This is a genomic window from Pseudomonas peli, assembly GCF_050563605.1.
Lineage (GTDB): Bacteria > Pseudomonadota > Gammaproteobacteria > Pseudomonadales > Pseudomonadaceae > Aquipseudomonas > Aquipseudomonas peli_A.
Genome location: NZ_JBNXUH010000006.1, coordinates 20,661 through 46,870 on the forward strand (window position 1 = coordinate 20,661; position 26,210 = coordinate 46,870).

The following is a 26,210-nucleotide window of genomic DNA, read 5'->3' on the forward strand; positions in this document are numbered from 1 at the left end:
GAGGTCAATCGGGTTGCAGGTTGCAGCCTCAGTTCGCTCGCCATTCCTCAAGCCAGTCCAGGCTGGCCTGGGTGCCCGCCTCTCCTGGTCGATACTCGGCCGCCAGCCAGCCCTGATAACCGCTGTCACGCAGAGCCGTCAGCAGCGGCGCGAACTGCAGCTCGCCAGTGCCCGGCGCACCACGCCCCGGGTAATCGGCAAACTGCACGTGACCGATACGCTCTGCCAGCAAGGTGATACCGGCCTGCACGTCCAGCCCCTGACGCGCCATATGGTAGAGGTCGTACTGCGCAGCCAGATTGGGATGGGCCACGGCTTTGAGCAGCGCATCCAGTTGCGCAGGGGTGTTGATCAGAAAATCCGGCATATCCAGCGGATTGATCGCCTCCACCACCACGCCAATGCCCAATAACTCAAAGGCCTCGGCGGTCTTGCGTAGATTGCTAATCAGACAGGCCAGCGCCTGCTCAGGCTCAACGCCGTCAGCCAGACACCCCGGCAGCACATTGACCAGCGCAGGGCGCACCATCGCGGCGTAGCTCAAGGCCTGCTGCAGCGCGGCATCAAACTCGGTCTGTCGCGCAGGCACAGCGGCCAAGCCGGGCCCGCCGCTCATCAGGTCACCGGCTGGCAGGTTGATCAGGCGCAGCGGCATGTCGGCAGCCTGTAATGCCTCTTTCAGGCGAACGGCCGGCAGCTCATAAGGAAACTGGATTTCCACGCCATCGAAGCCCGCAGCGGCGGCGGCCACTACTCGGTCGATCAACGGCAACTCGGTAAACAGCAGCGACAGGTTGGCGGCGATCTTCATGGCTGTGACTCTTGATGCTGTGGCCCCCGGTAGAGCTGCACCAGAGTCGAAGGGTCACGCTCCAGATTGCCCTGGCTGCCGTGCTGGCGCATCAGCTGCGCCGCCAGACCACTGAGCGGCGTGACCGAGCCGACTTGCTGCGACAGTTTGACCGCCGTATCCAGATCCTTGAGCAAGGTGCGCACATGCCATTTGACCGGTTCAAACTGGCTCTCGGCCATCTGCGGCGCGAGAATCTGCAGCGGCTTGGAATCGGCGAAACCGCCGGCCAGCGCTGGCGCGATCAGGCTGGCATCGACCCCGGCCTGCTCGGCCAGGGCGACCACTTCGGCGATCACCAGCGCATTACAAGCGACGATCATCTGGTTGCACACCTTGGTCACCTGGCCTGCGCCAACGTCGCCCATGCGCGTCAGGCGTTGCCCCAGATGCGCGAGAATCGGCCGCACCCGTTCGATATCCTCAACCCGGCCACCAGCCATGATCGCCAGCGTGCCGTTGGCCGCACCCGGTGTGCCGCCGGAGACCGGTGCATCGACCCAGTGCATACCGCAACGGGCGTGCAACTCGGCGGCCATCTCGCGGGTGGCCGCCGGTTCCAGGCTGGAGAAATCCACCAGTAGCTGGCCAGATTTGGCCGTTTCAACAATGCCACCCGGGCCAAACACCACCTCGCGCACCACCTCGGTGTTGGCCAGGCAAAGCATGACGATATCGGCCTGAGCACAGAGCTGCGCCGGGCTGGCAATAACCTGCGCACCCAACGCTTGCAGTGGCGCGCACTTATCAGGGGAACGATTCCACACGCTCAGCGGATAACCGGCGGCCAGCAGGCGCTGGGTCATGGGCAGCCCCATCAGGCCAATACCAGCAAATGCTAAAGCAGGAAGGGAGGTGGACATAGGCAGACTCCGACTCATTGATGGCCGCCATCTTAACCTAGCGGCACCGGAACCTGTCCCGCCAGTCAACGCCCGGGCAACGACCTACAAACCGTCTTTTTCCAGATGATCGAGATTGACCGGCTCGCCGCTCTGCGCGCCGAGCTTGGCGCGAATATCCTCGAACATCAGGTCGTACTCCGCGTGGCTGCGCATGATCAGGCTGCTGTTGGTCGGCAAGCCATGCTTGTGCGCCAGGCGCGTGGCCACGCTGGCGAAATTGTAGGCGGTATCACGGTGCAGCTCGAAGACCTCTTCAAACGCCTTGCCGTCCACCTGCCCCTGCATGCTCATATGCAACATCGGGCCTTCGGTTGGGTCCTGGCGTACTTCGTAATGGAGGTCAACGCTAAACAGCGGCGTCTCGGCCGTGGCCAAGGTATTGGCGCGATGCAAATGTCCGGGTTCAAACATACTGGCAGCTCCTGCAATCAGTCCGTGGTGCTGCCAGCATAGTTGCTCAGGATAAAGCGTGGTACACGCGCCAGATCAGTGCAGCGGCGCGCGCGGAGTGCGTTCCTGCGCCAGCACCCAGGGCGCCACAACCACTGCCCACAGCTCTGGATCGCGGGTTAGCAGGTCTTCGGCGCGGCTGTCATCAACCTTGCTCAATGTACCTGCTGCGAGCCAGGCGGCAACTTTGGCGTGCTCGTTCTCAGCCACTGCCTGCGCCACTTCGATCAAATCCTGAGTGCCATCGACCAGCAGCAAGGCGCCGCGGGCGAAGAAAGGTTGCAGCTCCTGCCAGGTAATAGCTGCAGTTTCACCAAGCAGCTTGGCATAGAGGGTGCTAGGTTGTTCTGTCATGGTTTGCCCTGTCATGGATGGCCGCTTTTTAAATCGGCCGCCATGATAGCGTCGACCAGCCCGCTGGCAAATTCGCAACGCTGCTCGCGACGTTGCCAACGGCGATCAAGACACGCCGTTTTTCTATACATTTATTGCGTTAAAGCGACACCCCAGGGTTTTGCCCCCAGTAAGCCGCTTTTCAAGCCGCAAAGCCGCGCTCTACACTGCAGCGGTACAGTTGCCGGGGGGATGACCGGGGAAACAACCCGGTTCTGCAGCTTTGGCCGCCAGAACTACAACAATCAAAACCAATAAGAGTGGAGCACTATGAACAAGGCTACTAAGCAGATTTCCAAACTGTTTGCCGCCATGGCCATGGCTGGCGTTGCCAGCTACTCGGTAGCGGCTGACACCATCAAAATTGGCCTGGCAGGCCCAGTCACCGGCGCAGTCGCGCAATACGGTGAAATGCAGTTCATCGGTGCCAAAATGGCTATCGAGCAGATCAACAAGGCCGGCGGGGTGAACGGCGCAATGCTCGAAGGCGTGGTGTATGACGACGCCTGCGATCCGAAACAAGCCGTTGCCGTAGCCAACAAGATCGTCAACGACGAAGTTAAATTCGTGGTTGGCCACCTCTGCTCCAGCTCCACTCAGCCAGCGTCCGACATCTACGAAGACGAAGGCATCCTGATGGTCACCGCGGCTTCCACCAGCCCGGACATCACCGCTCGCGGTTACCAACTGCTGTTCCGCACCATCGGTCTGGACAGCCTGCAAGGCCCAACCGCCGGTAACTTCATCGCTGACCACGTCAAGCCGAAAGCTGTTGCGGTAATCCACGACAAGCAGCAGTACGGTGAAGGCATTGCTACCGCGGTCAAGCAGACCCTGGAAAGCAAAGGCACCAAAGTCGTTATGTTCGAAGGCATCAACGCCGGCGACAAAGACTTCTCCGCGATGATCGCCAAGCTCAAGCAAGCCGGCGTGGACTTCATCTACTACGGTGGCTACCACCCAGAGCTGGGCCTGCTGCTGCGTCAGTCGGCTGAGAAAGGTCTGAGCGCCAAGTTCATGGGCCCAGAAGGCGTAGGCAACAAGGAAATCTCGGCCATTGCTGGCCCAGCTTCCGAAGGCCTGCTGGTTACCCTGCCGAAGTCGTTCGACCAGGATCCACGCAACAAGGCTCTGGTTGATGCGTTCAAAGCCAAAAACGAAGACTCCAGCGGTCCGTTCGTGTTCCCGGCTTACGCCGCGGTACAAGTGATCGCCGAAGGCATCACCAAGGCTGGCGATACCGACACCGCTAAAGTGGCCGCAGCCCTGCGTGCCAACAGCTTCGACACCCCGACTGGCAACCTGGCCTTCGACGAGAAGGGCGACCTGAAAGACTTCAGCTTCGTCGTTTACGAATGGCACCAGGACGGTACCAAGACTGAAGCCAAGTAAGCTTCCCGCCTGAACCCAAAACCCACTGCTTCGGCAGTGGGTTTTGTTTATTAGAAGAATTCCGGTTGCACGCTGCGCCATAAGCGCTGCATTGCGTGAAAACCCAGGAGTTAGGCAATGCCTGATCTTTATCACTACCTGCAACAGCTGGTTAACGGTCTGACCGTTGGCAGCACCTATGCCTTGATCGCCATCGGCTACACCATGGTTTACGGCATTATCGGCATGATCAACTTCGCCCATGGCGAGGTTTACATGATCGGCTCGTACGTAGCCTTCATTGTGGTCGCCGGCTTGGCCATGTATGGCCTGGACAGTTTACCCATCGTGATGATTGCGGCCTTCGCCGCCAGCATCATTGTCGCCAGTGCCTATGGCTACAGCATCGAACGGGTCGCCTACCGCCCTCTGCGCGGCGGCAATCGTCTGATTCCGCTGATTTCCGCCATCGGCATGTCGATCTTCCTGCAAAACCAGGTACTCCTGGCCCAGGACTCCAAGGACAAATCGATTCCCAACCTGCTACCGGGCAACTTTGTGTTCGGTGAAAGCACCATGAATGGCGTGGTGATTTCCTATATGCAGGTGCTGATTTTCGTCGTCACCTTCTTTGTCATGGTCGGGCTGACACTGTTTATCTCCCGTTCACGCCTGGGCCGCGCCTGCCGCGCCTGCGCCGAAGACATCAAGATGGCCAACCTGCTGGGCATCAACACCAATAACATCATTGCCCTGACCTTCGTCATCGGCGCAGCACTGGCGGCCATCGCCGCCGTGCTGCTGGGCATGCAATACGGCGTGATCAACCCACACCTGGGCTTCCTCGCCGGGATCAAGGCCTTCACCGCAGCGGTACTCGGCGGTATCGGCAGCATCCCCGGAGCGGTGCTCGGTGGCCTGCTGCTGGGCGTGGCCGAAGCCTTTGGCGCCGATATCTTCGGCGACCAGTACAAGGACGTGGTGGCATTCAGCTTGCTAGTACTGGTGCTGCTGTTCCGCCCGACCGGTATCCTCGGCCGTCCGGAGGTTGAAAAAGTATGAATACCTCCATCACCAAAAACCTCAAGACCGCGATCTTCAGCGCCCTGCTGGTGCTGGCCGTGGCCTACCCGGTTATCGGCCTGAAGCTCTCCACGGTCGGCATCAAGCTCGAAGTGCAAGGCGCCAGCCCGGCAGTTCTGTGGACCATTTTCGGTTGCTCCATTGCCATGTTCTTCTGGCAACTGTTCCGCAACCAGCTGAGCTCGGTCTGGAGCAACGCCCCCAAGCTGCCAAGCATGCCGGGCAAAGCCAGCGAGTTCCTCACCCTGCCCTCGACCCAGCGCTGGATCGTTCTTGGCCTGATAGTCGTCGCGCTGGCCTGGCCGTTCTTCGGCTCGCGCGGTGCGGTGGATATCGCCACGCTGATCCTGATCTACGTGATGCTCGGACTCGGCCTGAACATCGTGGTCGGTCTGGCGGGTCTGCTCGATCTCGGCTACGTGGCCTTCTACGCCGTGGGCGCCTACAGCTACGCGCTGCTGTCGTTCTACTTCGGCCTGAGCTTCTGGATCTGTCTGCCGATTGCCGGCCTGATGGCGGCGTTCTTCGGCTTTATCCTGGGCTTCCCGGTGCTGCGCTTGCGCGGCGATTACCTGGCCATCGTCACCCTGGGTTTTGGCGAGATCATCCGCATCCTGCTGAACAACATGACCTGGCTGACCGGTGGCCCCAACGGCATCGGCTCGATCCCCAAGCCAACGCTGTTCGGCCTGTCGTTCGACCGCAAGGCCGCCGAAGGCATGCAGACCTTCCACGAGTACTTCGGGGTTGCCTACAACTCGATCAACAAGGTGATCTTCCTCTACCTGATCGCCCTGCTGCTGGTGCTGTTGACCCTGTTCGTGATCAACCGCCTGCTGCGCATGCCGATCGGTCGCGCGTGGGAAGCCCTGCGTGAAGACGAAATCGCCTGCCGTGCCCTGGGTATGAACCCCACCGCGATCAAGCTCTCGGCCTTCACCATCGGTGCCTGCTTCGCCGGTTTCGCCGGCAGCTTCTTCGCCGCGCGCCAAGGCCTGGTTAGCCCGCAGTCGTTCACCTTTATCGAATCGGCGATCATCCTCGCCATCGTCGTACTGGGCGGTATGGGCTCGCAGTTGGGCATCATTCTGGCGGCCATCGTGATGATTCTGCTGCCGGAGCTGGCGCGTGAATTCAACGAGTACCGCATGCTGATGTTCGGCGCTCTGATGGTATTGATGATGATCTGGCGTCCGCAGGGCCTGCTGCCCATGCAACGTCCGCACCTGGAGCTGAAGCAATGAGCCGCCCGATTCTAGAAGTAAGCGGCCTGTCCATGCGCTTCGGCGGCCTGCTGGCCGTCAACGGGGTGAACCTGCAGGTCGCGGAAAAACAGGTTGTGTCGATGATCGGCCCGAACGGCGCCGGCAAGACCACCGTATTCAACTGCCTGACCGGCTTCTACCAGCCCACCAGCGGCAGCATCCGCCTCAATGGCGAGCAGATCGAAGGCCTGCCTGGCCACAAGATCGCTCGCAAAGGCGTGGTGCGCACGTTCCAGAACGTGCGTCTGTTTAAGGACATGACCGCGGTGGAAAACCTGCTGGTGGCCCAGCATCGCCACCTCAACACCAACTACCTGGCGGGCCTGCTGAAGACCCCGGCGTTTCGCAAGAGCGAACGCGAAGCCATGGAGTTCGCCGCGCATTGGCTGGATCAGGTCAACCTGACCGAGTTCGCCAACCGCACGGCAGGCACCCTGGCCTACGGTCAGCAACGCCGCCTGGAAATCGCCCGCTGCATGATGACCCGCCCGAGCATCCTGATGCTCGACGAGCCAGCCGCTGGCCTCAACCCGCGCGAAACCGATGACCTCAAGGCGCTGATCCGCGTACTCAGCGACCAGCACAACGTCACCGTGCTGCTGATCGAGCACGACATGAAGCTGGTCATGAGCATTTCCGACCACATCTATGTGATCAACCAGGGCACGCCCCTGGCGGACGGCACGCCGGAACAGATCCGCGCCAACCCGGACGTGATCAAAGCCTACCTGGGGGAAGCGTGATGCTGTATTTCGAGAACGTTTCCACCTTCTACGGCAAGATCCAGGCGCTGCATGACGTCAACGTCGAAGTCCGTCAGGGTGAGATCGTCACCCTGATCGGTGCCAACGGTGCCGGCAAGTCGACCCTGCTGATGACCCTCTGCGGCTCGCCCCAAGCGAGCAGTGGCAGCATCCGCTACCAGGGTGAAGAGCTGATCGGCCAGGACACTCCGAGCATCATGCGCAAGAGCATTGCCGTGGTGCCGGAAGGTCGTCGGGTGTTCTCCCGCCTGACCGTGGAAGAAAACCTGGTGATGGGCGGCTTCTTCGGCAGCAAGGCCGACAATCAGGAACAGCTGGACAAGGTGCTGCACCTGTTCCCGCGCCTGAAGGAACGCTTTGCCCAGCGCGCCGGCACCATGTCTGGCGGTGAGCAGCAGATGCTCGCCATCGGCCGTGCGCTGATGAGCAAGCCCAAGCTGCTGCTGCTCGATGAGCCGTCTCTGGGCCTGGCACCGATCATCATCCAGCAGATCTTCGACATCATCGAACAGCTGCGCAAGGACGGTGTAACGGTGTTCCTGGTCGAGCAGAACGCCAACCAGGCGCTCAAGCTGGCCGACCGCGGCTATGTACTGGAAAACGGCCGGATCGTTATGCAAGGCAGCGGTGAACAACTGCTGAACGATCCAAAGGTACGCGACGCCTACCTCGGCGGCTAAGCGCTACCTCGCTGAAAAAACCGCTCTTCGGAGCGGTTTTTTATTAGCGAAGACAAAGGCTCACGCCGCCCGCCTATCTGCGCGCCGATGCTGACAAACGCTTTTATCGCCGCCGTTCGCCCGATGTTCAGCGCACAGGGGCCCCGGCCGGTTACAATGGCAGCCCTTTTTTTGCCGATGACCGTTTTTATGACCGACCCCATTCGCCTATCCAAACGCCTGATCGAAGTGATTGGCTGTTCGCGCCGCGAGGCCGAACTGTATATCGAAGGCGGCTGGGTCACGGTGGATGGTGTGGTAGTGGAAGAGCCGCAGTTCAAGGTCGCCGAACAGCGCGTGGAACTGCTGCCCAACGCCCTGCTGGCCCCGGTCGAGCCGGTCACCCTGCTGCTGAATGTACCCAACGGCCACAACGCAGAACGCGCAGCGGAAAGCATCAGCCCAGCCAGCCACTGGCCGGAAGACAGCTCGGGAATTCGCCCGCTAAAAGGCCATTTCGCCCGTCTGATCAACTGCGCACCGTTGCAAGCCGGCGCCGATGGCCTACATGTACTGACCCAGGACTGGCGTATCGAGCGCAAACTCAAGGAAGACCTGAGCAAACTGGAGCAGGAATATGTGGTCGAAGTCGTCGGCACCTTGAGCGCCAGCCAACTCAAGCGCCTGGCTCACGGCCTGACCTTCAACGGTGTGGCCCTGCCCCCATGCAAGGTCAGCTGGCAGAACGAAACCCGCCTGCGCTTCGCCTTGAAGAACCCACTGCCTGGGCAGATCGTGTTTATGTGCAACAGCGTCGACCTCAAGGTGCTGGGCATGAAGCGCATCCGCATCGGCGGCGTGCCCATGGCCAAGGTCCCCGCAGGCCAGTGGCGCTACCTGGCAGGCAAAGAACGCTTCTAATTTTTCAGCTGATGCGTCTGTGCATCAGCCCTTTTCAGGACCACCCCATGCTTAATAACGACGTACTGCGCAGCCTGCGCTACACCCTCGACATCAGCGACGCGCAGATGGTCGACATCATCAAGTTGAGCGGCAAGCAGGTCGCCCTCAACGACCTCGCGGCGATGCTCAAGAAGGATGACGAAGAAGGCTTCACGCCTTGCGACGACGAGCTGATGGCGCACTTCCTCGATGGCCTGGTGTACTTCAAGCGCGGCAAAGACGACAGCCGTCCGGCCCAGGCGCTTGAGCTGCCGATCACCAACAACACAGTGCTGAAGAAACTGCGCGTGGCCTTCGAGCTGAAGGAAGACGACATGCACACGATCATGAATAGCGTCGACTGCCCGGTTTCCAAGCCGGAGATGAGCGCACTGTTCCGCAAGTTCGGCCACAGCAACTACCGCACCTGCGGCGATCAGTTTCTGCGCAACTTTCTCAAGGGTCTGACCCTGCGCGTTCGCGGCTAAGAACCTATTTACGATCTGCTGCGCGTCGGCCATCCGGCGTTAAAAACAACCTCGGCAAGCCACTTGTGGCTAACGCGCTTTGGCGCGACCCGAAGGGCGAGTGAAACGAGTAATGCTCATTTACAGCTCGTAAACTCCGCTTGATTCGCTGCGCTCACCCTTCGGGTCAGCCTGCGGCTGTTACTGCGCTTCTCGGCTGTTTTTGCCTTGTCTGGCTCTAGCTCGCGAGATCGTAAACAGATTCTAAGTCCGCGCTGCCATGCCTGCCCGCATGGCAGCGTATTTCCACGGGCAATGATGACTGCCATGGAGTGGTCAGATGATTAGGGTAGTGGCACTCATCCGTTAAAAGGATTCGCCATGCCCCCCTACTTCAGCCTGCAAGGCCGCACTGCCCTGGTTACCGGTGGCACCCGCGGCATCGGCAAGATGATCGCCAAAGCCTTTGTCGAAGCTGGCGCCACGGTCTACGTCTGTGCCCGTGACGGCGAAGCTTGCGCACAAACCGCTGCCGAGCTATCGGCCTTTGGCACCTGCCACGGCATCGCCGCCAACCTGGCCAGCGAAGAAGGCGTGCACGTGTTGGCCGAGCAGTTGGCCGGCAAGATCGACAGCCTGGATATTCTGATCAATAACGCCGGCACCACCTGGGGCGCACCGCTGGAGAGTTACCCGGCCAAGGGCTGGGAAAAGGTCATGCAGCTCAATGTAACCTCGGTGTTCAGCTGCATCCAGCAATTGCTGCCGCTACTGCGCAAGGCCGGCAGCGCGGCTAATCCGGCACGGATAATCAACATCGGCTCGGTCGCCGGCATCACCTCCCACGGCGAAGACGCTTATGCCTATGGCCCGAGCAAGGCGGCGCTGCATCAGTTGTCGCGTATGCTCGCCCGCGAACTGGTCGGCCAACATATCAACGTCAACGTAATCGCGCCGGGGCGCTTCCCGAGCAAGATGACTCAGCATATCGCCACCGACGAGGCCGCCATGGCCGAAGATACCGCCCTGATCCCGATGCAACGCTGGGGCCGCGAAGAGGAAATGGCCGCCCTGGCGATCAGCCTGGCCAGCACCGCCGGGGCCTATATGACAGGCGCGATCATCCCCATCGACGGCGGCTTTCACCTCTAGTCAGGTACTATGGCGGCGTTTTCCCTTGATCACGCCGCCATGCCCTACTCCGTTTCGCCCATAGGTTTTGTCCGCTCCTGCTTCAAGGAGAAGTTCGCCATTCCCCGTCAGCCGCAATTGGCCCCGGCGGCCCGTGGCATACTGGAGCTGGTCGCGCCCTTCGATAACGGCGATGCAGTGCAGGGATTGGAGCAGGTCAGCCATGTCTGGCTGCTGTTTCTGTTTCACCAGGCGCTGGAAGACAAGCCGCGGCTCAAGGTGCGCCCGCCACGTCTGGGCGGCAATCAGTCGGTCGGCGTGTTCAGCACCCGCGCCACCCACCGGCCCAATGGCATCGGCCAGTCGGTGGTCAAACTGGACAAGGTCGAAGCCGGCAAACTGTGGCTGTCCGGTATCGACCTGCTCGACGGTACCCCGGTGCTGGATATCAAACCCTACGTGCCTTATGCCGACAGCGTCGCCGGAGCCTATAACCGCATCGCCGACAGCGCGCCGGCGCTGATCGAAGTCAGCTGGCAGGACAGCGCACTGATCCAGGCAACCGAACATGGGCAGCGCCTGAGTGAACCGCTGGTCGAATTGATCGAGCAATGCCTGGCTCAGGACCCGCGCCCCGCCTACCAGCAGCCCAGCCCGGAGCGCCGCTATGGCGCGTGCTTCTGGGATGTCGATGTGCACTGGCACTACCCGCAGCCTGGCAGCATTTGCGTGCTGGACGTCGTGCCCGCCGGCTGACCTAGTTCGCGCCATCCCACACACGCAGATAGGCCGACCAGTTATTTTGTCTTATATTTACCAGATAAATGTATACAAAATAGGATACTCACCATGCTCGAACGCCCCGGTCGCCTCAATGGCTTGCGCCATATCGCCCTGCTAGTCCCTGACTTAGAAGCCTGCGAACGCTTCTATGTGGATATTCTCGGCATGCAGGTGCTGCACCGCGCCAATCCAGACCTGGTCTACCTGACCTGCGGTAACGACAACCTGTCCCTGGGTCGCGCTTCTGTGCCCAGCAGCGGCGAGCAGGCGGTGGATCACTACGGCTTTATCGTCGACAGCATCGACGAGCTGCACGCCTGGTACGCCTACTTCAAGGCACAAGGCGTGACCCTGCTTGACCGCCCCTTCGCCCATGGCGACGGCGCGCACAGCTTCCACTTGCTCGACCCCGCCGGTAACAAGGTACAGCCGATCTACCATCCTGCCGTCTCCGGGCAGCGCTTCAGCCACGCGCAATAGCCTGCGCAGCGCCCCGTCGACGCTGGGCATCTACACTGAGTAGATGCCGGGCGCAGAGACAACCGCATCAGCACTTGGCAAAACCCGCAGGCGGCAAACAGGCGTTCACTGTTCGGCGCCTTGCAGGTATGGTGATCGCAAGGGCCATACTGCCAAATCGCCAGTAACCGCCCCATCTACCACCACGCACCGACGTACTGTGAGTGTATGAAAGCCAGCACCTACGCGCCGACCGAGAACCTTGTCGATCTGCTGCTCGACGCCATCTGCGTGGTCGACAGACGCGGACGCTTCGTTTTTGTCAGCGCCGCCTGCCAGCGCATTTTTGGCTACAGCGCAGACGAGATGATCGGCCAGGTGATGATCGAGATGGTGCATCCCGAAGACCGTGCAAAAACCCTGCTGGCCGCCAAGGAAATAATGGCCGGCGCGCATAAACCGAACTTCGAGAATCGCTACCTGCGCAAGGATGGCAGCACCGTGCATATCCTCTGGTCCGCGCGCTGGTCAGAAGACGATCAGGTACGTATCGCCGTCGCCCATGACATCACCGAGCGCAAACGCAGTGAAGCCCTGCAGACCGCGCTGTACGGCATATCCGAAGCCGCCCACTCGGCCAAGGACTTGCTCGGACTGTTTCAGCAGGTGCACCAGATCGTTGGCGAGCTGCTGCCGACCATCAGTTTTTCGGTCGCGCTGTACGATGAACAGAACGACGAGCTGAGCTTCCCCTACCCCGCCGAACAACCACCGGCAACGGCCGCCGATACGCCGCTGAATGCTGCCACGCTGAGTGCGCAGGTGATTCGCAGCGGCAACACCTTGCTGCTTTCCGACAGCAGCCAGACACAGCCAGCAGCCCCACACAGCTGGCTCGGCGTACCGCTGCGCTCACACCGCGGGATTATCGGCGCACTGCTGGTGCAAAGCAGCGCCTCCACCCGCTACAGCGAACGTGATCAGGAGCTGCTGCAATTTGTCTCGACCCAGGTGGCCACGGCCATCGAGCGCCAGCAGATGCTTAGCCATCTGCAGTTTATGGCGCAGTACGACCAGCTCACCCAGCTGCCCAACCGCGAACTGCTACGCGACCGTTTACACACGGCCCTGGCGCGCGCGCGCCGCGAGCAGTCGCAAGTAGCGCTGCTGTTTCTCGATCTGGACAAGTTCAAGCAGGTCAACGACAGCCTCGGCCATGCTGCTGGCGACCAGCTGCTGCAAGGCGTCGCTCAGCGTATCCAGCTGTGCCTGCGTGAGGCCGATACGGTGGCGCGCTTTGCCGGGGATGAATTCGTCGTGCTGCTGGAGGACTTTCACTCGGCCGATCATGCCAACGTGGTGGCCGAGAAAATCCGCCAGAGCCTCAACCAGCCCTTTGAGCTTTGCGGGAAGAGCCAGACCATTCTGCCGAGCATCGGCATCGCGCTGTATCCGCAGCACGCCCAGGATGAACAGCAACTGCTGCAGCATGCCGACAACGCCATGTATCGGGCCAAGCAAAAAGGCGGCAACCGCGCGCACAGCGCACTTGAGCTGGAATAAGCGCGCATAAAAAAGCCCGCCAATCAGCGGGCTTTTTATTACGGCAGGCTTATTTCTCGACGAAGGCGCGCTCGATCAGGTAATCACCTGGCTCGCGCATGCGCGGGGAGATCTGCAGGCCGAACTCGTTGAGCACTTCGCTGGTTTCATCGAGCATGCTCGGGCTGCCGCAGATCATCGCGCGGTCGTCCTGCGGATTGATCGGTGGCAGGCCGATATCCTCGAACAGCTTGCCGCTGCGCATCAGATCGGTCAGACGGCCCTGGTTCTCGAACGGCTCGCGGGTCACTGTCGGGTAGTAGATCAGCTTGTCCTTCAGCGCATCGCCGAAGAACTCATTCTGCGGCAGGTGCTCGGTGATGAATTCGCGGTAGGCCACTTCGTTCACATAGCGCACGCCGTGAACCAGAATCACCTTCTCGAAACGCTCGTAAGTTTCCGGGTCCTGGATCACGCTCATAAACGGCGCCAGGCCAGTACCGGTGCTGAGCAGGTACAGGTGCTTGCCAGGTTTGAGGTCATCCAGCACCAGGGTGCCGGTGGGCTTCTTGCTGATGATCACCTCGTCGCCTTCCTTGAGGTGCTGCAGCTGCGAGGTCAGCGGGCCATCCGGCACCTTGATGCTGAAGAACTCCAGATGCTCTTCCCAGTTCGGGCTGGCGATCGAGTAGGCGCGCATCAGCGGGCGGCCGTTGTCCTGCTGCAGGCCGATCATCACAAACTGGCCATTCTCGAAGCGCAGGCCTGGATCACGGGTGCACTTGAAGCTGAACAGCGTGTCGTTCCAGTGATGAACGCTGAGAATGCGCTCGGAGTTAAGGTTACTCATGTGCCGGGGGCTCCGAAGAATGGAATATCAGCTGCGCGCCTTTGCGCGTTTGCACGGCATTGTAATGAGCGGCAGAATATCTGTTAACTTGATTATCAAGATATAGGTTATCGGTTATATAGATATGCGATTTACTCTCAGACAACTGCAAGTCTTCGTCGCCGTGGCCCAGCATGAAAGCGTGTCGCGCGCCGCCGATTCCCTGGCCCTGTCGCAATCGGCCACCAGCACCTCGCTCAGCGAACTGGAGCGGCAGTCCGACTGCCAGCTTTTCGACCGCGCCGGTAAACGCCTGTGCCTTAACGCCCTTGGCCTGCAGTTGTTGCCACAAGCGGTGGCACTGCTCGACCAGGCCAAGGAAATCGAACGCCTGCTGGGCGGCAAGAGTGGTTACGGCTCACTGAATGTCGGCGCCACCCTCACCGTCGGCAACTACCTGGCCACCCTGCTGATCGGCAGTTTTATGCAGCGCCACCCGGAATGTCGGGTCAAGCTGCAGGTGCATAACACCGCCTACGTGGTGCAGCAGATTGCCCACTATGAGCTGGACATGGGCATGATCGAAGGTGACTGTCAGCACCCGGATATCGAGGTACAGCCCTGGGTTGAAGATGAGCTGGTGGTGTTCTGCGCGCCGCAGCATGCGCTGGCGCAGCGCGGTGAGGCGAGCCTGGAGGAGCTAACGCGTGAGGCGTGGATTCTGCGTGAACAAGGCTCTGGCACGCGTCTGACCTTCGACCAGGCCATGCGTCACCACCCCAGCAGCCTGAATATCCGTCTGGAGCTGGAACACACCGAAGCGATCAAACGGGCGGTAGAGTCAGGCCTGGGGATTGGCTGCATTTCCCGTCTGGCGCTGCGCGATGCGTTTCGCCGCGGCAGCCTGGTGGCGGTGGAAACTCCCGAGTTGGATCTGCGGCGGCAGTTCTACTTTATCTGGCACAAACAGAAGTACCAGACCGCCGCCATGCGTGAATTTATCGAACTGTGCCGCGCCCTGACCGCCGGCGTGACGCGCAGCGATCAGATTGTCCTGCCGACTATTGCCTGAGAACAGCGGATCAACCGAGCAGGATAATCGCCCACACCAGGGCAATCAGGCTGAGGGCGGTGAACTGGGCGGCGCTGCCCATGTCCTTGGCATTTTTCGACAGCGGATGCAGCTCCAGCGAGATGCGGTCGATGGCCGCCTCCACTGCCGAGTTGAGCAGCTCGATGATCAAGGCGAGCAGACACACCGCGACCATCAGCGCGCGCTCGACGCGGCTGACATCCAGGTAAAACGCCAAAGGCACCAGCACCAGATTGATCAGCAGCAGCTGACGAAAGGCGGCTTCACCGGTAAAGGCGGCGCGCAAGCCGGCCAGGGAATAACCGGTGGCATTGAGAACACGTTTAAGGCCGGTCTGGCCTTTGAATGGCGACATCATCACAACCATCTCGAGAAAGCCCGGCAGGCTACGCCAAGCCCGGGAGAAAAGCACCTCAGCTCGCGGGAATAGATTCCAGCTGCTGCAACAGCAACGCCGCCTGCGTGCGAGTGCGCACCCCGAGCTTGCGGAAAATCGCCGTGACATGAGCCTTTACCGTGGCTTCGGAGACGCTCAGCTCATAGGCAATCTGCTTGTTCAGCAAACCGTCGCAAACCATGGTCAACACACGAAATTGCTGCGGCGTCAGGCTGGCCAGGCCGGCGCTGGCGGCCTTGGCTTCAGCCGACAGGGCAATCGCTTCCTGAGTCTGCTGCGGCCACCAGACCTCGCCATCGAGCACCAGGCGCACTGCCTGCTGAATGGTTTCCAGCGGGCTGGATTTGGGGATAAAGCCGCTGGCACCGAACTCCCGCGAACGCGCGACGATGGACGGCTCTTCCTGGGCGGAGATCATCACCACCGGGATATGTGGGTACTGTCCACGCAGCAGCACCAGGCCAGAGAAGCCATAGGCACCGGGCATATTCAAGTCGAGCAGCACCAGATCCCAATCGGTCTTCTGCGCCAGACAGGCTTCCAGCTCGGCAATACTGGCCGCTTCAACCAGCCGTACATCCGGCCCTAGACCCAGTGTCAGCGCCTGTTGCAAGGCACTGCGAAACAAGGGGTGATCATCAGCAATAAGGATTTCAAAAGCGGCCATGGTGAATCCTGTTTTTGTTATGTGGATACCCGCCGGGGGTACTGTCCAGGGCACGGTGAACAGTGCGTGCAGGCCGCAGGGTTGCCGCGCAACCAGGCCTGAAAACGCAGAAAAGCGACCAAGCATGCCCAGCACTGACGGGGTGGTCAAGCACGACGCTTTGCGGCACAGTTCGCAGCTTTGCCGACGAGAGCCTGAAATGCGAAGCCACGCCCTGCGCGCCGACCTGTTGATGCTGCTGACCGCAATGATCTGGGGCTCGGCGTTTGTCGCGCAGCGCCTGGGCATGGACTCCATCGGCCCCTTCCTCTATAGCGGTCTGCGCTTTGCCCTAGCGGCGCTGATTCTGCTACCAGTGCTGCGTCTGCTGGAAGGTCGCAGCAGCAGCGCGACAGTCGCTCCGCTGAACCGCCAGCTGCTGCGTGGCGGTGTGCTGATGGGCCTGGCACTGGCCCTGGGGATCAACCTGCAGCAGGTGGGCCTGCTGTTTACCAGCGTAACCAACTCCGGCTTTATCACCGGGCTGTACGTGATCATCGTGCCGCTGCTGGGGCTGTTTATCGGCCATAAGACCGGCCTGGGCATCTGGCTGGGCGCGTGCCTGGCGGTGGTCGGCATGTTCCTGCTCAGCGTCGGTGAAGGCTTTACCGTCGCCTCCGGTGATTGGCTGCAACTGGCCGGGGCCTTCGTCTGGGGTGTACATGTGCTGTTGGTGGGCTTCTTTGCCGGTCGCCATGACCCACTGCGCCTGGCTCTGGTGCAGTTCATCACCTGCGCGGTGATCAGCCTGGTGCTGGCGGTGATCTTCGAGGAGATACAGCTGCAAGCGATCATCGCCGCCGGGCCGGCGATTCTCTACGGCGGCATCTTCGGCGTAGCCATCGGCTTTACCTTGCAGGTGGTGGCGCAGAAAGACGCCATCGCCTCCCACGCCGCCATCATCCTCTCACTGGAGGCAGTATTCGCCGCCATCGCCGGGGCCTGGCTGCTGGGTGAATCGCTGGAGCTACGCGGCTACTTCGGCTGTGCGCTGATGTTTGCCGGCATGTTGTTGGCGCAGTTGTGGCCCAAGAAACTGGCCCACTAGCCGTTAGAGAAACTCGCGCAGGCGGTCGTGCATTGGATCATCCAGCGGCACCGTGCGCGGCGCCTTGGCTGCCAGGTAGTGCTGACTGAAGACATCCAGATAGGCATTCAAACCATCGGCCGCGCGCTGGTCGCCGGCCAACTCTAAGCACAGAGCCGCGACCTCGGCCGTGCAAAAATGGTCGTCGCGTTTCGAGCGGCGCAGTTTGTAACGCGACAGCTGCTCAGCCTGCAGGCTGAGCACCGGCAGGCTGTCGAGGTAAGGGCTTTTGCGAAACATCTTGCGCGCCTCGCTCCAAGTGGCATCCAGCAGCACAAACAACGGCCGCTTGCCTGGTGCAGGCTGCACCTCGCTGACCACCCGTTCGGCGGCGACATATTCGCCCGGAAATACCAGATAAGGCTGCCATTGCGGGTCGCGGAGCAATGCCGGCAACTCGGCATCCACCTCAACCCGCGACCAGCCAAACGCCGAGGTATCGGCCAACACATCGGCAATCAGCCAACCGGTATTGCTTGGCTTGAGCGCCTCAACATCATGCATCAGCAGACATACCGCTGAAGTTGCCGCAATACGCGGGCGCCAGGCGCACAGGCAGTGGGTCATCACCAGGCGGCAGTCATCACAACGCACCGAGCGGCTACCACGAGCAAGAAAAGGTTTGGCACTGCGGGCAATCCGCGCAGCCCGCAAACGCGCGACGGCGTGGCTCATCAGGCATGCACCTGACAGAAGAGAAGGAACGGCATGGGTCATCCAGGGGTCAGCAAGCGCGGCAGTCTAACAAAGCCCACAGCAGCTTATTCAACCGTGCGTCTTACGCCGCCTGCCGTGGCAACTGCGTAAGTGCCACCAGACGAGTAAGATAGGCGCCACTGAACCTCTGCCCGGCACTGCCGGTCAGAAGGTGCAAATCGACTTTGGAGAACCCCATGCTGCGTTTGACCAGCCTGACCCTGGCCTTGAGCCTGCCCCTGTTTGCCCATGCCGCCACCCTGAAAGACTTTGAACTGAGCAAGGCCCTGGAAAAAGTCGCGCGCGAAAGCAGCGTGGGCACGCCACGGGCAATCAACGAAGACATTCTCGATCAAGGCTACACCGTTGACGGCAGTGAGCTGGTCAACCACCTAAGCGTACGCAGCGAACATGCGGCGCAGATGCGCGGCAACCCGGATGTAGTGCGCGCGCAACTGGCCAACAGCGTGTGCCGCAATGCCGGTTATCGCCAGCTGCTGGTGCGCGGCGCTGCGCTGCGCTATGAATTCAGCGAATACAAAAGCAACCGCCCGGTGACCACCGAGCGTTTCAGCAAAGCAGATTGCGGCCTGTAAGCCTCAACCGCCACCCTGCTGCGCGCGCCGTTGCTCATCATCGGCGCGCAAATCCGCGAGCAACGCGTGCATATAACGCGAACGCCGCATTGCACCCTCAAGCCGCTGCAAACACTCTTCTTCCAGACTTATCTGGTTATTGCGCGCGGCCTGCTGCAACAGGCGGTATAAATCCATATCAAGATCCAAGGTCAACTTAGGCATACCTGCCCCTCCTTTTCCCGCACCCACTGGCCTGCGCTAACGCAGACAGTGTGGTTCTCCCCGCCCTTGCACGGCTGCTTGCTCCTCGGTACTGAGCAACTCGCCAAGCGGTTTTTCCAGCAACGCGGCAGCGGCCTCCAGCACATGCGCCCAGCTCGCCTGATTGGCGAACAACATACCGGCTTCATCCAGGGTGCCACCTCGATTACGGTAGCCCAGCACACGACTGTGTCGAGCGTCACCCAGCAGCGGCCACAGATGCCCACGGGCGACTTCCGGACGCATATGGGTCAGCAGCACGCGCTGTACGCTGGCAGCCGGGAATAACCGTTCAACCCGCTCGGCATCGACAATCACCGCCTGCTCCCAGGTATCGCGAGCCGCACGAAAACGCCCCGGCTCTTGCAAGTAAACCAGACGCCAGGCACATCCGGCCGCGCTCAGACGAACGGCCGCGCGCTGCATTTCCGCCAACTGATAACTGCCGGTAGCGATCAGCAGCAAAGGCTGCTCGCCTTGCTGCTCGGCCAGCACAACGGCGCCATCCTGCGCCAGCTGCTCGGCCTGTTCGCGGGTGAATACGCAAGGCCGCTCGCGCTTGGCAATCACCATGCAGGCGATCTGGCCGCGCGCCTGGTAGATGCCCGGCAGCAGCGCCAATACCGAGTTGTGATCGGCCGGGAATACCACCCGCACCATATCACTCATCTCACCGAGCAAAGCCTCACAGAAGGTGGTGTCCTGATGCGACTGCTGATTCTTGCCGTTTTCCCAGGTGTGTGACGTAGCCACCAGCGGCCAGCCGAGCCAGCCTGCCGGGCGCCCCGCCTCTTTCTGCTGCCGGGCAAAGATGATCCGCTGGCGCACCGCGCCGAGCATCTTCACGCAGAAGGCCTCGTAGCTCGCCACCAGATTCAGACCACCCTGGTTGGCCAGACAGGCGGACACCACGGCCTCTTCGTTGAGCGCGGTGATGATGGCGCCATCCAGCGCTTCAAGCTCGCTCTCCGGCGCGGTCACCCGGTGTTTCAGCGCCTTGAGCACGCCGCCCAAGCGATTGCTGGCCAGCTCATCGGGGTTGCCGATACGCGGACGCAGCAGTGGGTTGGCCTGCACCAGATCGACAAAAAAGCGATCCAGGGCCAGCATCGGTGAGCAGGCACTGTCTTGGTATTGCAACTCAGGCAGTTGCGGCAACGCTGGATGGCGCTGCGCCAGCGGGTTATCGCGTTCCAGCTTGCGGGAGCCTCGATCCGCAAATAGTTCGCAGGCGGCGCTCAGCTCATCCGGGGCGACCCAGAGCTGCGCCGCATGCTGATTGAACAGCTCGCGGGCAGCCCCGTCGGTATGCGGGTTGGCCGGCAACGGCAGGTTGTGCGCGGCATTGCTGCCGGCGCCATAGAAGCCGAAGCCCTTGAGCGTTTCGGCAATGCCGTAGGGCATCGGCAGCGGATAGCTCAACACGCCATCACGCAGCTCCTGCACACGCCTGCCCAGGCGCTGCTCCATGTCCCATAGCGCGCAGACAAAGGCGGCCGGATCGCGGCCATCGAAACTCACCGGATCAAAGCCGCAATGGCGCAGGTGCTCGCGAAAGTTATCCAACCCGGCGGGTGTCGCCAGCTCTGTACGCTGTTCGATGCGCCGGCCATTGGCAATCATCAGCGGCAAGGCCACACCGCAGTCTTCGGCACGCCACCAGCGCGGCATCCAGTCACTGCCGCGTTGCTCCTCGGCCGCGCCATCGGAGAGGAAGGCCACCAGCTTCTCGCCGGGTAACGGCAGATGAGCATATTGCAGCTCGGCAAAGCCCAGATAACCACCCTCGGCAATCCCGCCAGCCGTGTGCGGATTGACGTGGCTGCCCAGCGGCGCGCTGACCTGACCGGCCGCGTTCTGCACATAGCTGTAGAAGTCCGCCACCAGCTGGCTCATCCCGGTTTCGTCACAGGGGTAACGCGCGGCCTGTTCCGGGTGCTGATTGGCCGTCAGCAGATTGAGCGCCTCAATGGCCGCCACACAGTGGCCCTGCCCCATCAACCAGCCGCGGGTTTCCCCGGTCAGGTTATTCAGCGCCAGGTAACCGGCGTAGGCCGGCACCATATTCAGCGCGCCGCCGGTGTGCCCTTCGGGCGATACCTTGAAATCCTCTGCGGCCAACGCCACACCATCGAGGCGCACCCGCTGGGCATAGGTCATATGCACCACCAACCACAGCCCCGCTGTAGTCAGCCGATCCAGCGCGTGAAAGTGCCGGTAGACGCTCGGCAGACCTGCCTGCACGCCGGCCTGCACCAGTTGGTGGGCCATACGGTAGACCGCGGCGCAGGTCTGCGGACTATGCTGCACAGGACCATAACCACGCTGCCAGGCGGCAAAGGTTGGCTCAAGGCGGGCATGCTCGGCCAACTCGCTGGCGCTGGGAAATAGCTGGGTCATGTGCGGCTCCGATAGTTTTAGTCAGCTTAGAGCGCGGGATACAGGCAGATGCTGACCTGCATCAAAACCCCCGGTTACCTGATAGGACAGCCTTAAACGCCACCCATTCAACGTGTTCAAGGATTAGCCATGGCCCTGCTCAACTTCCTCGGCGCAATTCAACAAGTCACCGGCTCCTGTTACCTGATCGAAAGCCGTGACGGAGCACGGGTATTGCTCGACTGCGGTATGCGCCAGGGCCGCCGCGAAGAGGAAGACGGCAACCGCGCGCCGTTTGCCTTTGACCCGCACAGCCTGGACGCCGTGGTGATTTCCCACGCGCACATTGACCACACTGGCCTGCTACCAAAACTCACGGCAGCCCGCTACCGCGGGCCGATCTTCGCCACCGACGCGACCTGTGAGCTGATGGAGCTGATGCTGCTCGATGCCGCGTTTCTTCAGGAGAAAGACGCCGAGTGGGAAAACAAATGGCGCGCGCGGATGGGCAAGCCGCCAATAAGCCCGCTCTACACCACCGCCGACGCCGAACAGGCGCTGAGCCAACGCCGGCCAATGATCTATGGCGAAAGCCGCGAAGTGGCCAAGGGCGTGCAAGTGACCTTTCACGATGCCGGACATATCCTCGGTTCGGCGATTGTCGAACTCGAAGTACAGGACCATCACCTGACCCGCCGCCTGGTGTTCTCCGGCGACCTGGGCAATACCTGCTCGCCCTTGATGCAAGACCCCAGCACGCTAAACAAAGCCGATGTGGTGCTGCTGGAATCGACCTACGGCGATCGCGATCACCGCTGCAGCGAGGACACTCTGGAGGAGCTGGCGGAGATTCTGCAGCAGGCCCATCGCGATGGCGGCAACGTGCTGATCCCCTCCTTCGCCGTCGGCCGTACCCAGGACCTGATCTACTACCTTGGGCGCTTCTACCACGAAGGCCGGCTGCCGCAGCAGGCCGTGTTTCTCGACAGCCCCATGGCAATCCGCGCCAACGCCATCTACTCGCGGTTTCAGGACCAGTTTGCCGCCGAAGACCGCGCCGCCTTTCAGGCCTGCGGCAGCAAACGTATCGAAGACTGGCTACCGATCCTGCGCTGCACGCCGAGCTCGGAAGAATCGATGGCGATAAACCGGATACAGAGCGGCGCAATCATCATCGCCGGCAGCGGTATGTGCACCGGCGGGCGCATTGTCCACCACTTCAAGCACAACCTCTGGCGCGAGAATTGCCACCTGATCTTTCCCGGTTTCCAGGCCAAGGGCACGCTGGGCCGCAATATCGTCGACGGCGCCGAGAACGTGAAAATCCTCCATCAGCGCATCGCGGTAAAAGCCAAGGTGCACACCCTCGGCGGCTTCTCCGCGCATGCCGGGCAATCACAGCTGCTCGACTGGGTCAGCCACTTCGAGCACCACCCCGAGCTGTACCTGGTGCATGGCGAGTTGGAGAAGATGCAGGCCCTGCAACTGGCCTTGCGCGAGCGTCTGAACTGGATCGCCAACATCCCTGAACCAGGCGAACAAATCGCCATCTGATGCAGTCCTGACATAGGCTGCCGGTTATTACGCAGGGGCATGCGTCACACAAACCGGCAGCCAACAGCCATACTCAGGACAAGGCCTACGCGGCAATAAGCTGCTCGGCCGGCAACCAGAAGGAGAAGTTGTATGCCCTATGAATCGGACGATTTTCTGTCCCGGCATTTTCAGACCAGTGGCGTCGACCTGACCACCAGAGTGGAAGAACTGGGCATCCTCGCAACACCGCCCGACAGCCCCAACACCAAGCTCTACCAGGCCATGCTCGGCACAGTTGTGCGCATGGCGCAGGCCGACCGCAACCGCTGGGACGCCAAGATCATGCTGCAGACCCTGCGCGAAATGGAGCATGCCTTCAGCGCGTTGGAACAATTCAAACGGCGGCGCAAGGTGACCGTGTTCGGCTCAGCGCGCACCCCGCCCAACCACCCGATTTACAGCCTGGCCCGCGACCTTGGCGCGACCCTGGCCAAGCACAACCTGATGGTTATTACCGGCGCCGGCGGAGGCATCATGGCGGCAGCCCATGAAGGTGCCGGCCTGGAAAACAGCCTGGGGTTCAATATCACCCTGCCCTTCGAGCAAGGTGCCAATGCCACCGTGCAAGGCAGCAACAACCTGTTGTCGTTCCACTTCTTCTTTCTACGCAAACTGTTCTTCGTCAAGGAAGCCGACGGTCTGGTGCTCTGCCCCGGTGGTTTCGGCACTCTGGACGAAGCCCTGGAAGTGCTGACCCTGATCCAGACCGGGAAAAGCCCACTGGTACCGGTGGTGCTACTCGACCAGCCTGGCGGTACTTTCTGGGCCAGCGCCCTGAGGTTTTTGCAGGAACAACTGCAGGACAACGGCTATATCCTGCCCAGCGATATGCGCCTGATGCGCCTGGTGCACAGCGCCGAAGAAGCAGCCGAGGAAATAGCCCAGTTCTACCGCAACTATCACTCCAGCCGCTGGATCAAGGAACGCTACGTTATTCGCCTCAACCACGCGTTGAGCGAAGTGGCCATGCAGCAGCTCAACGATGAGTTCCGCGACCTGTGCATGCACGGCGACTTCCAGCAGCAAGCGCGCTGTGACTCCGAGCAGGACGAACCGGAGCTGTGCCATATGACGCGCCTGGCCTTTGTCTTTAACGGGCGCAACCACGGCCGTTTGCGCGAACTTCTGGACCTGGTCAATCAGACGCACAAATGGGCGGAAAGCGCCTGACCTGTCGCCCAGCCGATAGCCTGCTTTCGGGCTATCGGTAATCGCGGCTCAGCTGGCTAACAAGAAAAAATCAGCCACACGCATTTCAGTACGGAAAGCATTAGCTTCCGGTACTGCTGCATCATCGGCCTGTGGGAGTAGGTAACGGGGGAACGGAGGGAGTTGATACAAACTAGTCGGCGAACAGCCAGCTTCGGCTTAATCGTCCAGCGCACCGCTTAGCAATCGCCCGATCAGCTCAGGCGGATAACCCCGATAGCTAAGAAAGCGCCCCTGCTGGGCACGCTCGCGGGCATCACGGGGCAGCTCACCGGCAAACTTGCGTTGCCAGGTTTCCTGCAGATGTTCACGCCAGTCGATACCACTATCGCGCAAGGCCTGCTCGACATCGCTGCGGGCCAGACCGCGCTGGGTCAGCTCTTCGCGAATACGCAACGGCCCATAGCCGGCACGCGCTCGGTAGCTGACAAAGGCTTCCAGATAACGCGCCTCAGACAACAAGCCTTCTTCTGCCAGGCGATCGAGAGCGGCTTCGATCAACTCATCTGCCGCCCCACGACTGCGCAATTTGCGGGTCAACTCGACTCGGCCATGTTCGCGCCGCGCCAGCAGATCCATGGCCGCCCGCCGCACTGCGACGGGGTTATCCAGAGCAATGGACATAGGCAGGTAAATCAGGCGTCGGCGTCAGCCAGGTCATCAGCCGTGGAGTTGGCCTTGACCGTCGGGCTGACCACCAGCAGTTTCTCGCGAATCAGCCCTTCGATGGTGCGTGCCACTTCCGGGTTGTCTTCCAGATACTTGGCCGAATTGGCCTTGCCCTGACCGATCTTGTTGCCCTGGTAGCTGTACCAGGCGCCGGATTTTTCCAGCAGACCGAGCTGCACACCGAGGTCGATGATCTCGCCGTTACGGTAGATGCCCTTGCCGTAAAGAATCTGGAACTCGGCCTGACGGAAAGGCGGCGCGACCTTGTTCTTCACCACTTTGACGCGGGTTTCACTACCAACCACTTCGTCGCCTTCTTTCACCGCGCCAGTACGGCGGATGTCCAGGCGAACCGAAGCGTAGAACTTCAGGGCGTTACCACCGGTGGTGGTTTCTGGGCTGCCGAACATCACACCGATCTTCATGCGGATCTGGTTAATGAAGATCACCAGGCAGTTGGCGTTCTTGATGTTGCCGGTGATCTTGCGCAGCGCCTGGCTCATCAGGCGGGCCTGCAGGCCTACGTGCATATCGCCCATTTCGCCTTCGATTTCCGCCTTCGGCACCAGGGCCGCCACGGAGTCGATAACGATCACGTCGATGGCGTTGGAGCGCACCAGCATGTCGGTGATTTCCAGGGCCTGCTCGCCGGTATCCGGCTGCGACACCAGCAGGTCGTCAACGTTGACGCCCAGCTTGCCAGCGTACTCAGGATCGAGTGCATGCTCAGCATCGACGAAGGCGCAGGTGGCGCCGAGCTTCTGTGCTTCAGCGATCACCGACAGGGTCAGAGTGGTTTTACCGGAAGACTCAGGGCCGTAGATTTCAACGATTCGGCCTTTCGGCAGACCGCCAATGCCCAGCGCGATGTCCAGGCCCAGCGAGCCGGTGGAGATGGCCGGAATCGCCTGACGATCATGATCGCCCATGCGCATCACTGCACCTTTGCCGAATTGCTTTTCAATCTGGCCCAGGGCTGCCGCCAGGGCGCGCTTCTTATTCTCGTCCATTTAAGTCCTCACGTAATCAAGAAGGGCCAGCTAGCGGCCACCAACAACTGTATAAGTAGACAGTATTATTCCACAGGGCAAGTCGCCCGCCTACCCCGCGTTTGGATTTTCTTGCGCAAGTAGGCGCAACAGCCCAGCCAGCGCGGCCTCAACCGTTTGTCGGCGAACTTCACTGCGATCACCGGCAAACTGCCGGCGCACACTGAATAGCTGCGGACCATCGCCCCAAGCCAGCCAGACTGTGCCCACCGGTTTCTCCGCCGAACCACCATCCGGCCCCGCCACACCGCTGACCGCCACCGCGAAGCGCGCTTCACTATTAGCCTGCGCCCCCCTCACCATGGCCTCGACCACTTCCTGACTCACGGCGCCAACCGCAGCGAACAGCGCCTCGGGCACACTCAGCTGCTTGGTTTTCTGCGCGTTGGAGTAGGTGACATAACCGGCTTCAAACCAAGCCGAGCTACCGGGAATCCGGGTAATCACCTCGGCAATACCACCACCGGTGCAGGATTCGGCGGTCGACACCTGGGCCTTGACAGCAATCAGCTGTGCACCCAGCTCGGCAGCCAGTTGGGTCAGGGCATATTCATTAGCAGTCATCTGCACTCCGGGGTTAAAGCCAGCCAGGCCGAT

General features: G+C 61.1%; 29 protein-coding genes. 16 read left to right on the forward strand and 13 right to left on the reverse strand.

What is annotated here, in order from left to right; all coding sequences use genetic code 11:
* Positions 1-28: 28 nt before the first annotated feature.
* From ACQ4LH_RS08615 to ACQ4LH_RS08630, 4 genes are all read right to left on the reverse strand, one after another.
* Positions 29-811 carry a hydroxypyruvate isomerase family protein gene (locus ACQ4LH_RS08615; protein ID WP_430696799.1) on the reverse strand — a complete coding sequence of 261 codons (783 nt, stop codon included), beginning with the start codon at positions 809-811 and terminating at the stop codon, positions 29-31.
* Positions 808-1,713, reverse strand: coding sequence for an NAD(P)-dependent oxidoreductase (locus ACQ4LH_RS08620; RefSeq protein ID WP_430696800.1), 906 nt, complete (start codon positions 1,711-1,713; stop codon positions 808-810). The genes ACQ4LH_RS08615 and ACQ4LH_RS08620 overlap by 4 nt, the downstream gene beginning before the upstream one ends.
* 84 nt (positions 1,714-1,797) lie before the next feature.
* On the reverse strand, positions 1,798-2,166 hold the full coding sequence (locus ACQ4LH_RS08625) for a DUF5064 family protein (RefSeq protein WP_430696801.1): 369 nt from the start codon (positions 2,164-2,166) through the stop codon (positions 1,798-1,800).
* A 75-nt stretch (positions 2,167-2,241) separates the two neighbouring features.
* Positions 2,242-2,559 (reverse strand): DUF2288 domain-containing protein, encoded by a 318-nt coding sequence (locus tag ACQ4LH_RS08630; RefSeq protein ID WP_430696802.1) that lies wholly within the window; start codon positions 2,557-2,559, stop codon positions 2,242-2,244.
* Positions 2,560-2,868: 309 nt separating this feature from the next.
* Between ACQ4LH_RS08630 and ACQ4LH_RS08635 the strand changes: the two genes are divergently transcribed.
* From ACQ4LH_RS08635 to ACQ4LH_RS08685, 11 genes are all read left to right on the forward strand, one after another.
* Positions 2,869-3,990: a branched-chain amino acid ABC transporter substrate-binding protein gene (locus ACQ4LH_RS08635; RefSeq protein WP_430696803.1), complete on the forward strand. Its 1,122-nt coding sequence runs from the start codon at positions 2,869-2,871 to the stop codon at positions 3,988-3,990.
* Positions 3,991-4,107: 117 nt separating this feature from the next.
* The gene (livH, locus tag ACQ4LH_RS08640; protein ID WP_422580138.1) at positions 4,108-5,031 is read left to right on the forward strand and encodes a high-affinity branched-chain amino acid ABC transporter permease LivH; all 924 of its coding nucleotides are present in this window, start codon (positions 4,108-4,110) and stop codon (positions 5,029-5,031) included.
* Complete coding sequence (locus tag ACQ4LH_RS08645) at positions 5,028-6,296, forward strand: high-affinity branched-chain amino acid ABC transporter permease LivM (protein ID WP_430696804.1); 1,269 nt, start codon at positions 5,028-5,030, stop codon at positions 6,294-6,296. The genes livH and ACQ4LH_RS08645 overlap by 4 nt, the downstream gene beginning before the upstream one ends.
* A complete protein-coding gene (livG, locus tag ACQ4LH_RS08650; RefSeq protein WP_275961228.1) occupies positions 6,293-7,060 on the forward strand; it encodes a high-affinity branched-chain amino acid ABC transporter ATP-binding protein LivG in 768 nt (255 codons plus the stop codon). The genes ACQ4LH_RS08645 and livG overlap by 4 nt, the downstream gene beginning before the upstream one ends.
* A complete protein-coding gene (locus ACQ4LH_RS08655; protein ID WP_090248318.1) occupies positions 7,060-7,761 on the forward strand; it encodes an ABC transporter ATP-binding protein in 702 nt (233 codons plus the stop codon). The genes livG and ACQ4LH_RS08655 overlap by 1 nt, the downstream gene beginning before the upstream one ends.
* A 189-nt stretch (positions 7,762-7,950) precedes the next feature.
* The gene (locus ACQ4LH_RS08660; RefSeq protein ID WP_430696805.1) at positions 7,951-8,661 is read left to right on the forward strand and encodes an rRNA pseudouridine synthase; all 711 of its coding nucleotides are present in this window, start codon (positions 7,951-7,953) and stop codon (positions 8,659-8,661) included.
* Positions 8,662-8,708: 47 nt separating this feature from the next.
* Complete coding sequence (locus tag ACQ4LH_RS08665) at positions 8,709-9,170, forward strand: DUF1456 family protein (protein WP_430696806.1); 462 nt, start codon at positions 8,709-8,711, stop codon at positions 9,168-9,170.
* A gap of 360 nt (positions 9,171-9,530) precedes the next feature.
* Entirely contained in the window at positions 9,531-10,301 is a 771-nt protein-coding gene (locus tag ACQ4LH_RS08670; protein ID WP_430696807.1) for an SDR family oxidoreductase, read from the forward strand.
* Between the two features lie 39 nt (positions 10,302-10,340).
* The gene (tsaA, locus tag ACQ4LH_RS08675; protein WP_430696808.1) at positions 10,341-11,036 is read left to right on the forward strand and encodes a tRNA (N6-threonylcarbamoyladenosine(37)-N6)-methyltransferase TrmO; all 696 of its coding nucleotides are present in this window, start codon (positions 10,341-10,343) and stop codon (positions 11,034-11,036) included.
* A gap of 93 nt (positions 11,037-11,129) precedes the next feature.
* On the forward strand, positions 11,130-11,543 hold the full coding sequence (locus ACQ4LH_RS08680; RefSeq protein WP_430696809.1) for a VOC family protein: 414 nt from the start codon (positions 11,130-11,132) through the stop codon (positions 11,541-11,543).
* Positions 11,544-11,750: 207 nt separating this feature from the next.
* Complete coding sequence (locus ACQ4LH_RS08685; protein ID WP_430696810.1) at positions 11,751-13,085, forward strand: diguanylate cyclase domain-containing protein; 1,335 nt, start codon at positions 11,751-11,753, stop codon at positions 13,083-13,085.
* Between the two features lie 49 nt (positions 13,086-13,134).
* Here ACQ4LH_RS08685 and fpr read toward each other — a convergent pair whose 3' ends face one another.
* Positions 13,135-13,914: a ferredoxin-NADP reductase gene (gene fpr, locus ACQ4LH_RS08690; RefSeq protein WP_304866098.1), complete on the reverse strand. Its 780-nt coding sequence runs from the start codon at positions 13,912-13,914 to the stop codon at positions 13,135-13,137.
* A 124-nt stretch (positions 13,915-14,038) separates the two neighbouring features.
* Between fpr and ACQ4LH_RS08695 the strand changes: the two genes are divergently transcribed.
* Positions 14,039-14,965: a LysR family transcriptional regulator gene (locus ACQ4LH_RS08695; protein ID WP_275961221.1), complete on the forward strand. Its 927-nt coding sequence runs from the start codon at positions 14,039-14,041 to the stop codon at positions 14,963-14,965.
* Positions 14,966-14,975: 10 nt separating this feature from the next.
* Here ACQ4LH_RS08695 and ACQ4LH_RS08700 read toward each other — a convergent pair whose 3' ends face one another.
* Entirely contained in the window at positions 14,976-15,347 is a 372-nt protein-coding gene (locus ACQ4LH_RS08700; RefSeq protein ID WP_430697028.1) for a diacylglycerol kinase, read from the reverse strand.
* 52 nt (positions 15,348-15,399) lie between these two features.
* Positions 15,400-16,050 (reverse strand): response regulator transcription factor ErdR, encoded by a 651-nt coding sequence (erdR, locus tag ACQ4LH_RS08705; RefSeq protein ID WP_430696811.1) that lies wholly within the window; start codon positions 16,048-16,050, stop codon positions 15,400-15,402.
* Between the two features lie 199 nt (positions 16,051-16,249).
* Here erdR and ACQ4LH_RS08710 point away from each other — a divergent pair, with 199 nt between their 5' ends.
* Positions 16,250-17,137 carry a DMT family transporter gene (locus tag ACQ4LH_RS08710; RefSeq protein ID WP_430696812.1) on the forward strand — a complete coding sequence of 296 codons (888 nt, stop codon included), beginning with the start codon at positions 16,250-16,252 and terminating at the stop codon, positions 17,135-17,137.
* A gap of 3 nt (positions 17,138-17,140) precedes the next feature.
* Here the strand turns inward: ACQ4LH_RS08710 and ACQ4LH_RS08715 are convergent, their stop codons facing one another.
* Positions 17,141-17,851 carry a tRNA-uridine aminocarboxypropyltransferase gene (locus ACQ4LH_RS08715; protein ID WP_430696813.1) on the reverse strand — a complete coding sequence of 237 codons (711 nt, stop codon included), beginning with the start codon at positions 17,849-17,851 and terminating at the stop codon, positions 17,141-17,143.
* Between the two features lie 218 nt (positions 17,852-18,069).
* Here ACQ4LH_RS08715 and ACQ4LH_RS08720 point away from each other — a divergent pair, with 218 nt between their 5' ends.
* Entirely contained in the window at positions 18,070-18,468 is a 399-nt protein-coding gene (locus ACQ4LH_RS08720) for a quorum-sensing-regulated virulence factor family protein (protein WP_305589590.1), read from the forward strand.
* Positions 18,469-18,471: 3 nt separating this feature from the next.
* On the opposite strand, the gene ACQ4LH_RS08725 is transcribed toward ACQ4LH_RS08720, so the two are convergent.
* Complete coding sequence (locus ACQ4LH_RS08725) at positions 18,472-18,672, reverse strand: hypothetical protein (protein ID WP_430696814.1); 201 nt, start codon at positions 18,670-18,672, stop codon at positions 18,472-18,474.
* Positions 18,673-18,708: 36 nt separating this feature from the next.
* On the reverse strand, positions 18,709-21,111 hold the full coding sequence (locus ACQ4LH_RS08730; protein ID WP_430696815.1) for a xylulose 5-phosphate 3-epimerase: 2,403 nt from the start codon (positions 21,109-21,111) through the stop codon (positions 18,709-18,711).
* Between the two features lie 129 nt (positions 21,112-21,240).
* Here ACQ4LH_RS08730 and ACQ4LH_RS08735 point away from each other — a divergent pair, with 129 nt between their 5' ends.
* Together ACQ4LH_RS08735 and ACQ4LH_RS08740 are read left to right on the forward strand one after the other, a co-directional pair.
* Positions 21,241-22,644: an MBL fold metallo-hydrolase RNA specificity domain-containing protein gene (locus ACQ4LH_RS08735; RefSeq protein WP_430696816.1), complete on the forward strand. Its 1,404-nt coding sequence runs from the start codon at positions 21,241-21,243 to the stop codon at positions 22,642-22,644.
* A 132-nt stretch (positions 22,645-22,776) separates the two neighbouring features.
* Positions 22,777-23,856 carry an LOG family protein gene (locus ACQ4LH_RS08740; RefSeq protein ID WP_430696817.1) on the forward strand — a complete coding sequence of 360 codons (1,080 nt, stop codon included), beginning with the start codon at positions 22,777-22,779 and terminating at the stop codon, positions 23,854-23,856.
* Between the two features lie 198 nt (positions 23,857-24,054).
* Here ACQ4LH_RS08740 and recX read toward each other — a convergent pair whose 3' ends face one another.
* The 3 genes from recX to ACQ4LH_RS08755 all read right to left on the reverse strand — a co-directional run bounded on the left by recX (position 24,055) and on the right by ACQ4LH_RS08755 (position 26,177).
* Complete coding sequence (gene recX, locus ACQ4LH_RS08745) at positions 24,055-24,519, reverse strand: recombination regulator RecX (protein WP_430696818.1); 465 nt, start codon at positions 24,517-24,519, stop codon at positions 24,055-24,057.
* Between the two features lie 11 nt (positions 24,520-24,530).
* On the reverse strand, positions 24,531-25,574 hold the full coding sequence (gene recA / locus ACQ4LH_RS08750) for a recombinase RecA (protein WP_090248343.1): 1,044 nt from the start codon (positions 25,572-25,574) through the stop codon (positions 24,531-24,533).
* 90 nt (positions 25,575-25,664) lie between these two features.
* Complete coding sequence (locus tag ACQ4LH_RS08755; protein ID WP_430696819.1) at positions 25,665-26,177, reverse strand: CinA family protein; 513 nt, start codon at positions 26,175-26,177, stop codon at positions 25,665-25,667.
* Positions 26,178-26,210 lie beyond the last annotated feature (33 nt).

Coding starts and splice junctions, on each gene's coding strand:
- ACQ4LH_RS08615 (WP_430696799.1), bottom strand. CDS start 811: ATGAAGATCGCCGCCAACCTGTCGCTGCTGTTTACCGAGTTGCCGTTG.
- ACQ4LH_RS08620 (WP_430696800.1), bottom strand. CDS start 1,713: ATGTCCACCTCCCTTCCTGCTTTAGCATTTGCTGGTATTGGCCTGATG.
- ACQ4LH_RS08625 (WP_430696801.1), bottom strand. CDS start 2,166: ATGTTTGAACCCGGACATTTGCATCGCGCCAATACCTTGGCCACGGCC.
- ACQ4LH_RS08630 (WP_430696802.1), bottom strand. CDS start 2,559: ATGACAGAACAACCTAGCACCCTCTATGCCAAGCTGCTTGGTGAAACT.
- ACQ4LH_RS08635 (WP_430696803.1), top strand. CDS start 2,869: ATGAACAAGGCTACTAAGCAGATTTCCAAACTGTTTGCCGCCATGGCC.
- livH (WP_422580138.1), top strand. CDS start 4,108: ATGCCTGATCTTTATCACTACCTGCAACAGCTGGTTAACGGTCTGACC.
- ACQ4LH_RS08645 (WP_430696804.1), top strand. CDS start 5,028: ATGAATACCTCCATCACCAAAAACCTCAAGACCGCGATCTTCAGCGCC.
- livG (WP_275961228.1), top strand. CDS start 6,293: ATGAGCCGCCCGATTCTAGAAGTAAGCGGCCTGTCCATGCGCTTCGGC.
- ACQ4LH_RS08655 (WP_090248318.1), top strand. CDS start 7,060: ATGCTGTATTTCGAGAACGTTTCCACCTTCTACGGCAAGATCCAGGCG.
- ACQ4LH_RS08660 (WP_430696805.1), top strand. CDS start 7,951: ATGACCGACCCCATTCGCCTATCCAAACGCCTGATCGAAGTGATTGGC.
- ACQ4LH_RS08665 (WP_430696806.1), top strand. CDS start 8,709: ATGCTTAATAACGACGTACTGCGCAGCCTGCGCTACACCCTCGACATC.
- ACQ4LH_RS08670 (WP_430696807.1), top strand. CDS start 9,531: ATGCCCCCCTACTTCAGCCTGCAAGGCCGCACTGCCCTGGTTACCGGT.
- tsaA (WP_430696808.1), top strand. CDS start 10,341: ATGCCCTACTCCGTTTCGCCCATAGGTTTTGTCCGCTCCTGCTTCAAG.
- ACQ4LH_RS08680 (WP_430696809.1), top strand. CDS start 11,130: ATGCTCGAACGCCCCGGTCGCCTCAATGGCTTGCGCCATATCGCCCTG.
- ACQ4LH_RS08685 (WP_430696810.1), top strand. CDS start 11,751: ATGAAAGCCAGCACCTACGCGCCGACCGAGAACCTTGTCGATCTGCTG.
- fpr (WP_304866098.1), bottom strand. CDS start 13,914: ATGAGTAACCTTAACTCCGAGCGCATTCTCAGCGTTCATCACTGGAAC.
- ACQ4LH_RS08695 (WP_275961221.1), top strand. CDS start 14,039: ATGCGATTTACTCTCAGACAACTGCAAGTCTTCGTCGCCGTGGCCCAG.
- erdR (WP_430696811.1), bottom strand. CDS start 16,050: ATGGCCGCTTTTGAAATCCTTATTGCTGATGATCACCCCTTGTTTCGC.
- ACQ4LH_RS08710 (WP_430696812.1), top strand. CDS start 16,250: ATGCGAAGCCACGCCCTGCGCGCCGACCTGTTGATGCTGCTGACCGCA.
- ACQ4LH_RS08715 (WP_430696813.1), bottom strand. CDS start 17,851: ATGAGCCACGCCGTCGCGCGTTTGCGGGCTGCGCGGATTGCCCGCAGT.
- ACQ4LH_RS08720 (WP_305589590.1), top strand. CDS start 18,070: ATGCTGCGTTTGACCAGCCTGACCCTGGCCTTGAGCCTGCCCCTGTTT.
- ACQ4LH_RS08725 (WP_430696814.1), bottom strand. CDS start 18,672: ATGCCTAAGTTGACCTTGGATCTTGATATGGATTTATACCGCCTGTTG.
- ACQ4LH_RS08730 (WP_430696815.1), bottom strand. CDS start 21,111: ATGACCCAGCTATTTCCCAGCGCCAGCGAGTTGGCCGAGCATGCCCGC.
- ACQ4LH_RS08735 (WP_430696816.1), top strand. CDS start 21,241: ATGGCCCTGCTCAACTTCCTCGGCGCAATTCAACAAGTCACCGGCTCC.
- ACQ4LH_RS08740 (WP_430696817.1), top strand. CDS start 22,777: ATGCCCTATGAATCGGACGATTTTCTGTCCCGGCATTTTCAGACCAGT.
- recX (WP_430696818.1), bottom strand. CDS start 24,519: ATGTCCATTGCTCTGGATAACCCCGTCGCAGTGCGGCGGGCGGCCATG.
- recA (WP_090248343.1), bottom strand. CDS start 25,574: ATGGACGAGAATAAGAAGCGCGCCCTGGCGGCAGCCCTGGGCCAGATT.
- ACQ4LH_RS08755 (WP_430696819.1), bottom strand. CDS start 26,177: ATGACTGCTAATGAATATGCCCTGACCCAACTGGCTGCCGAGCTGGGT.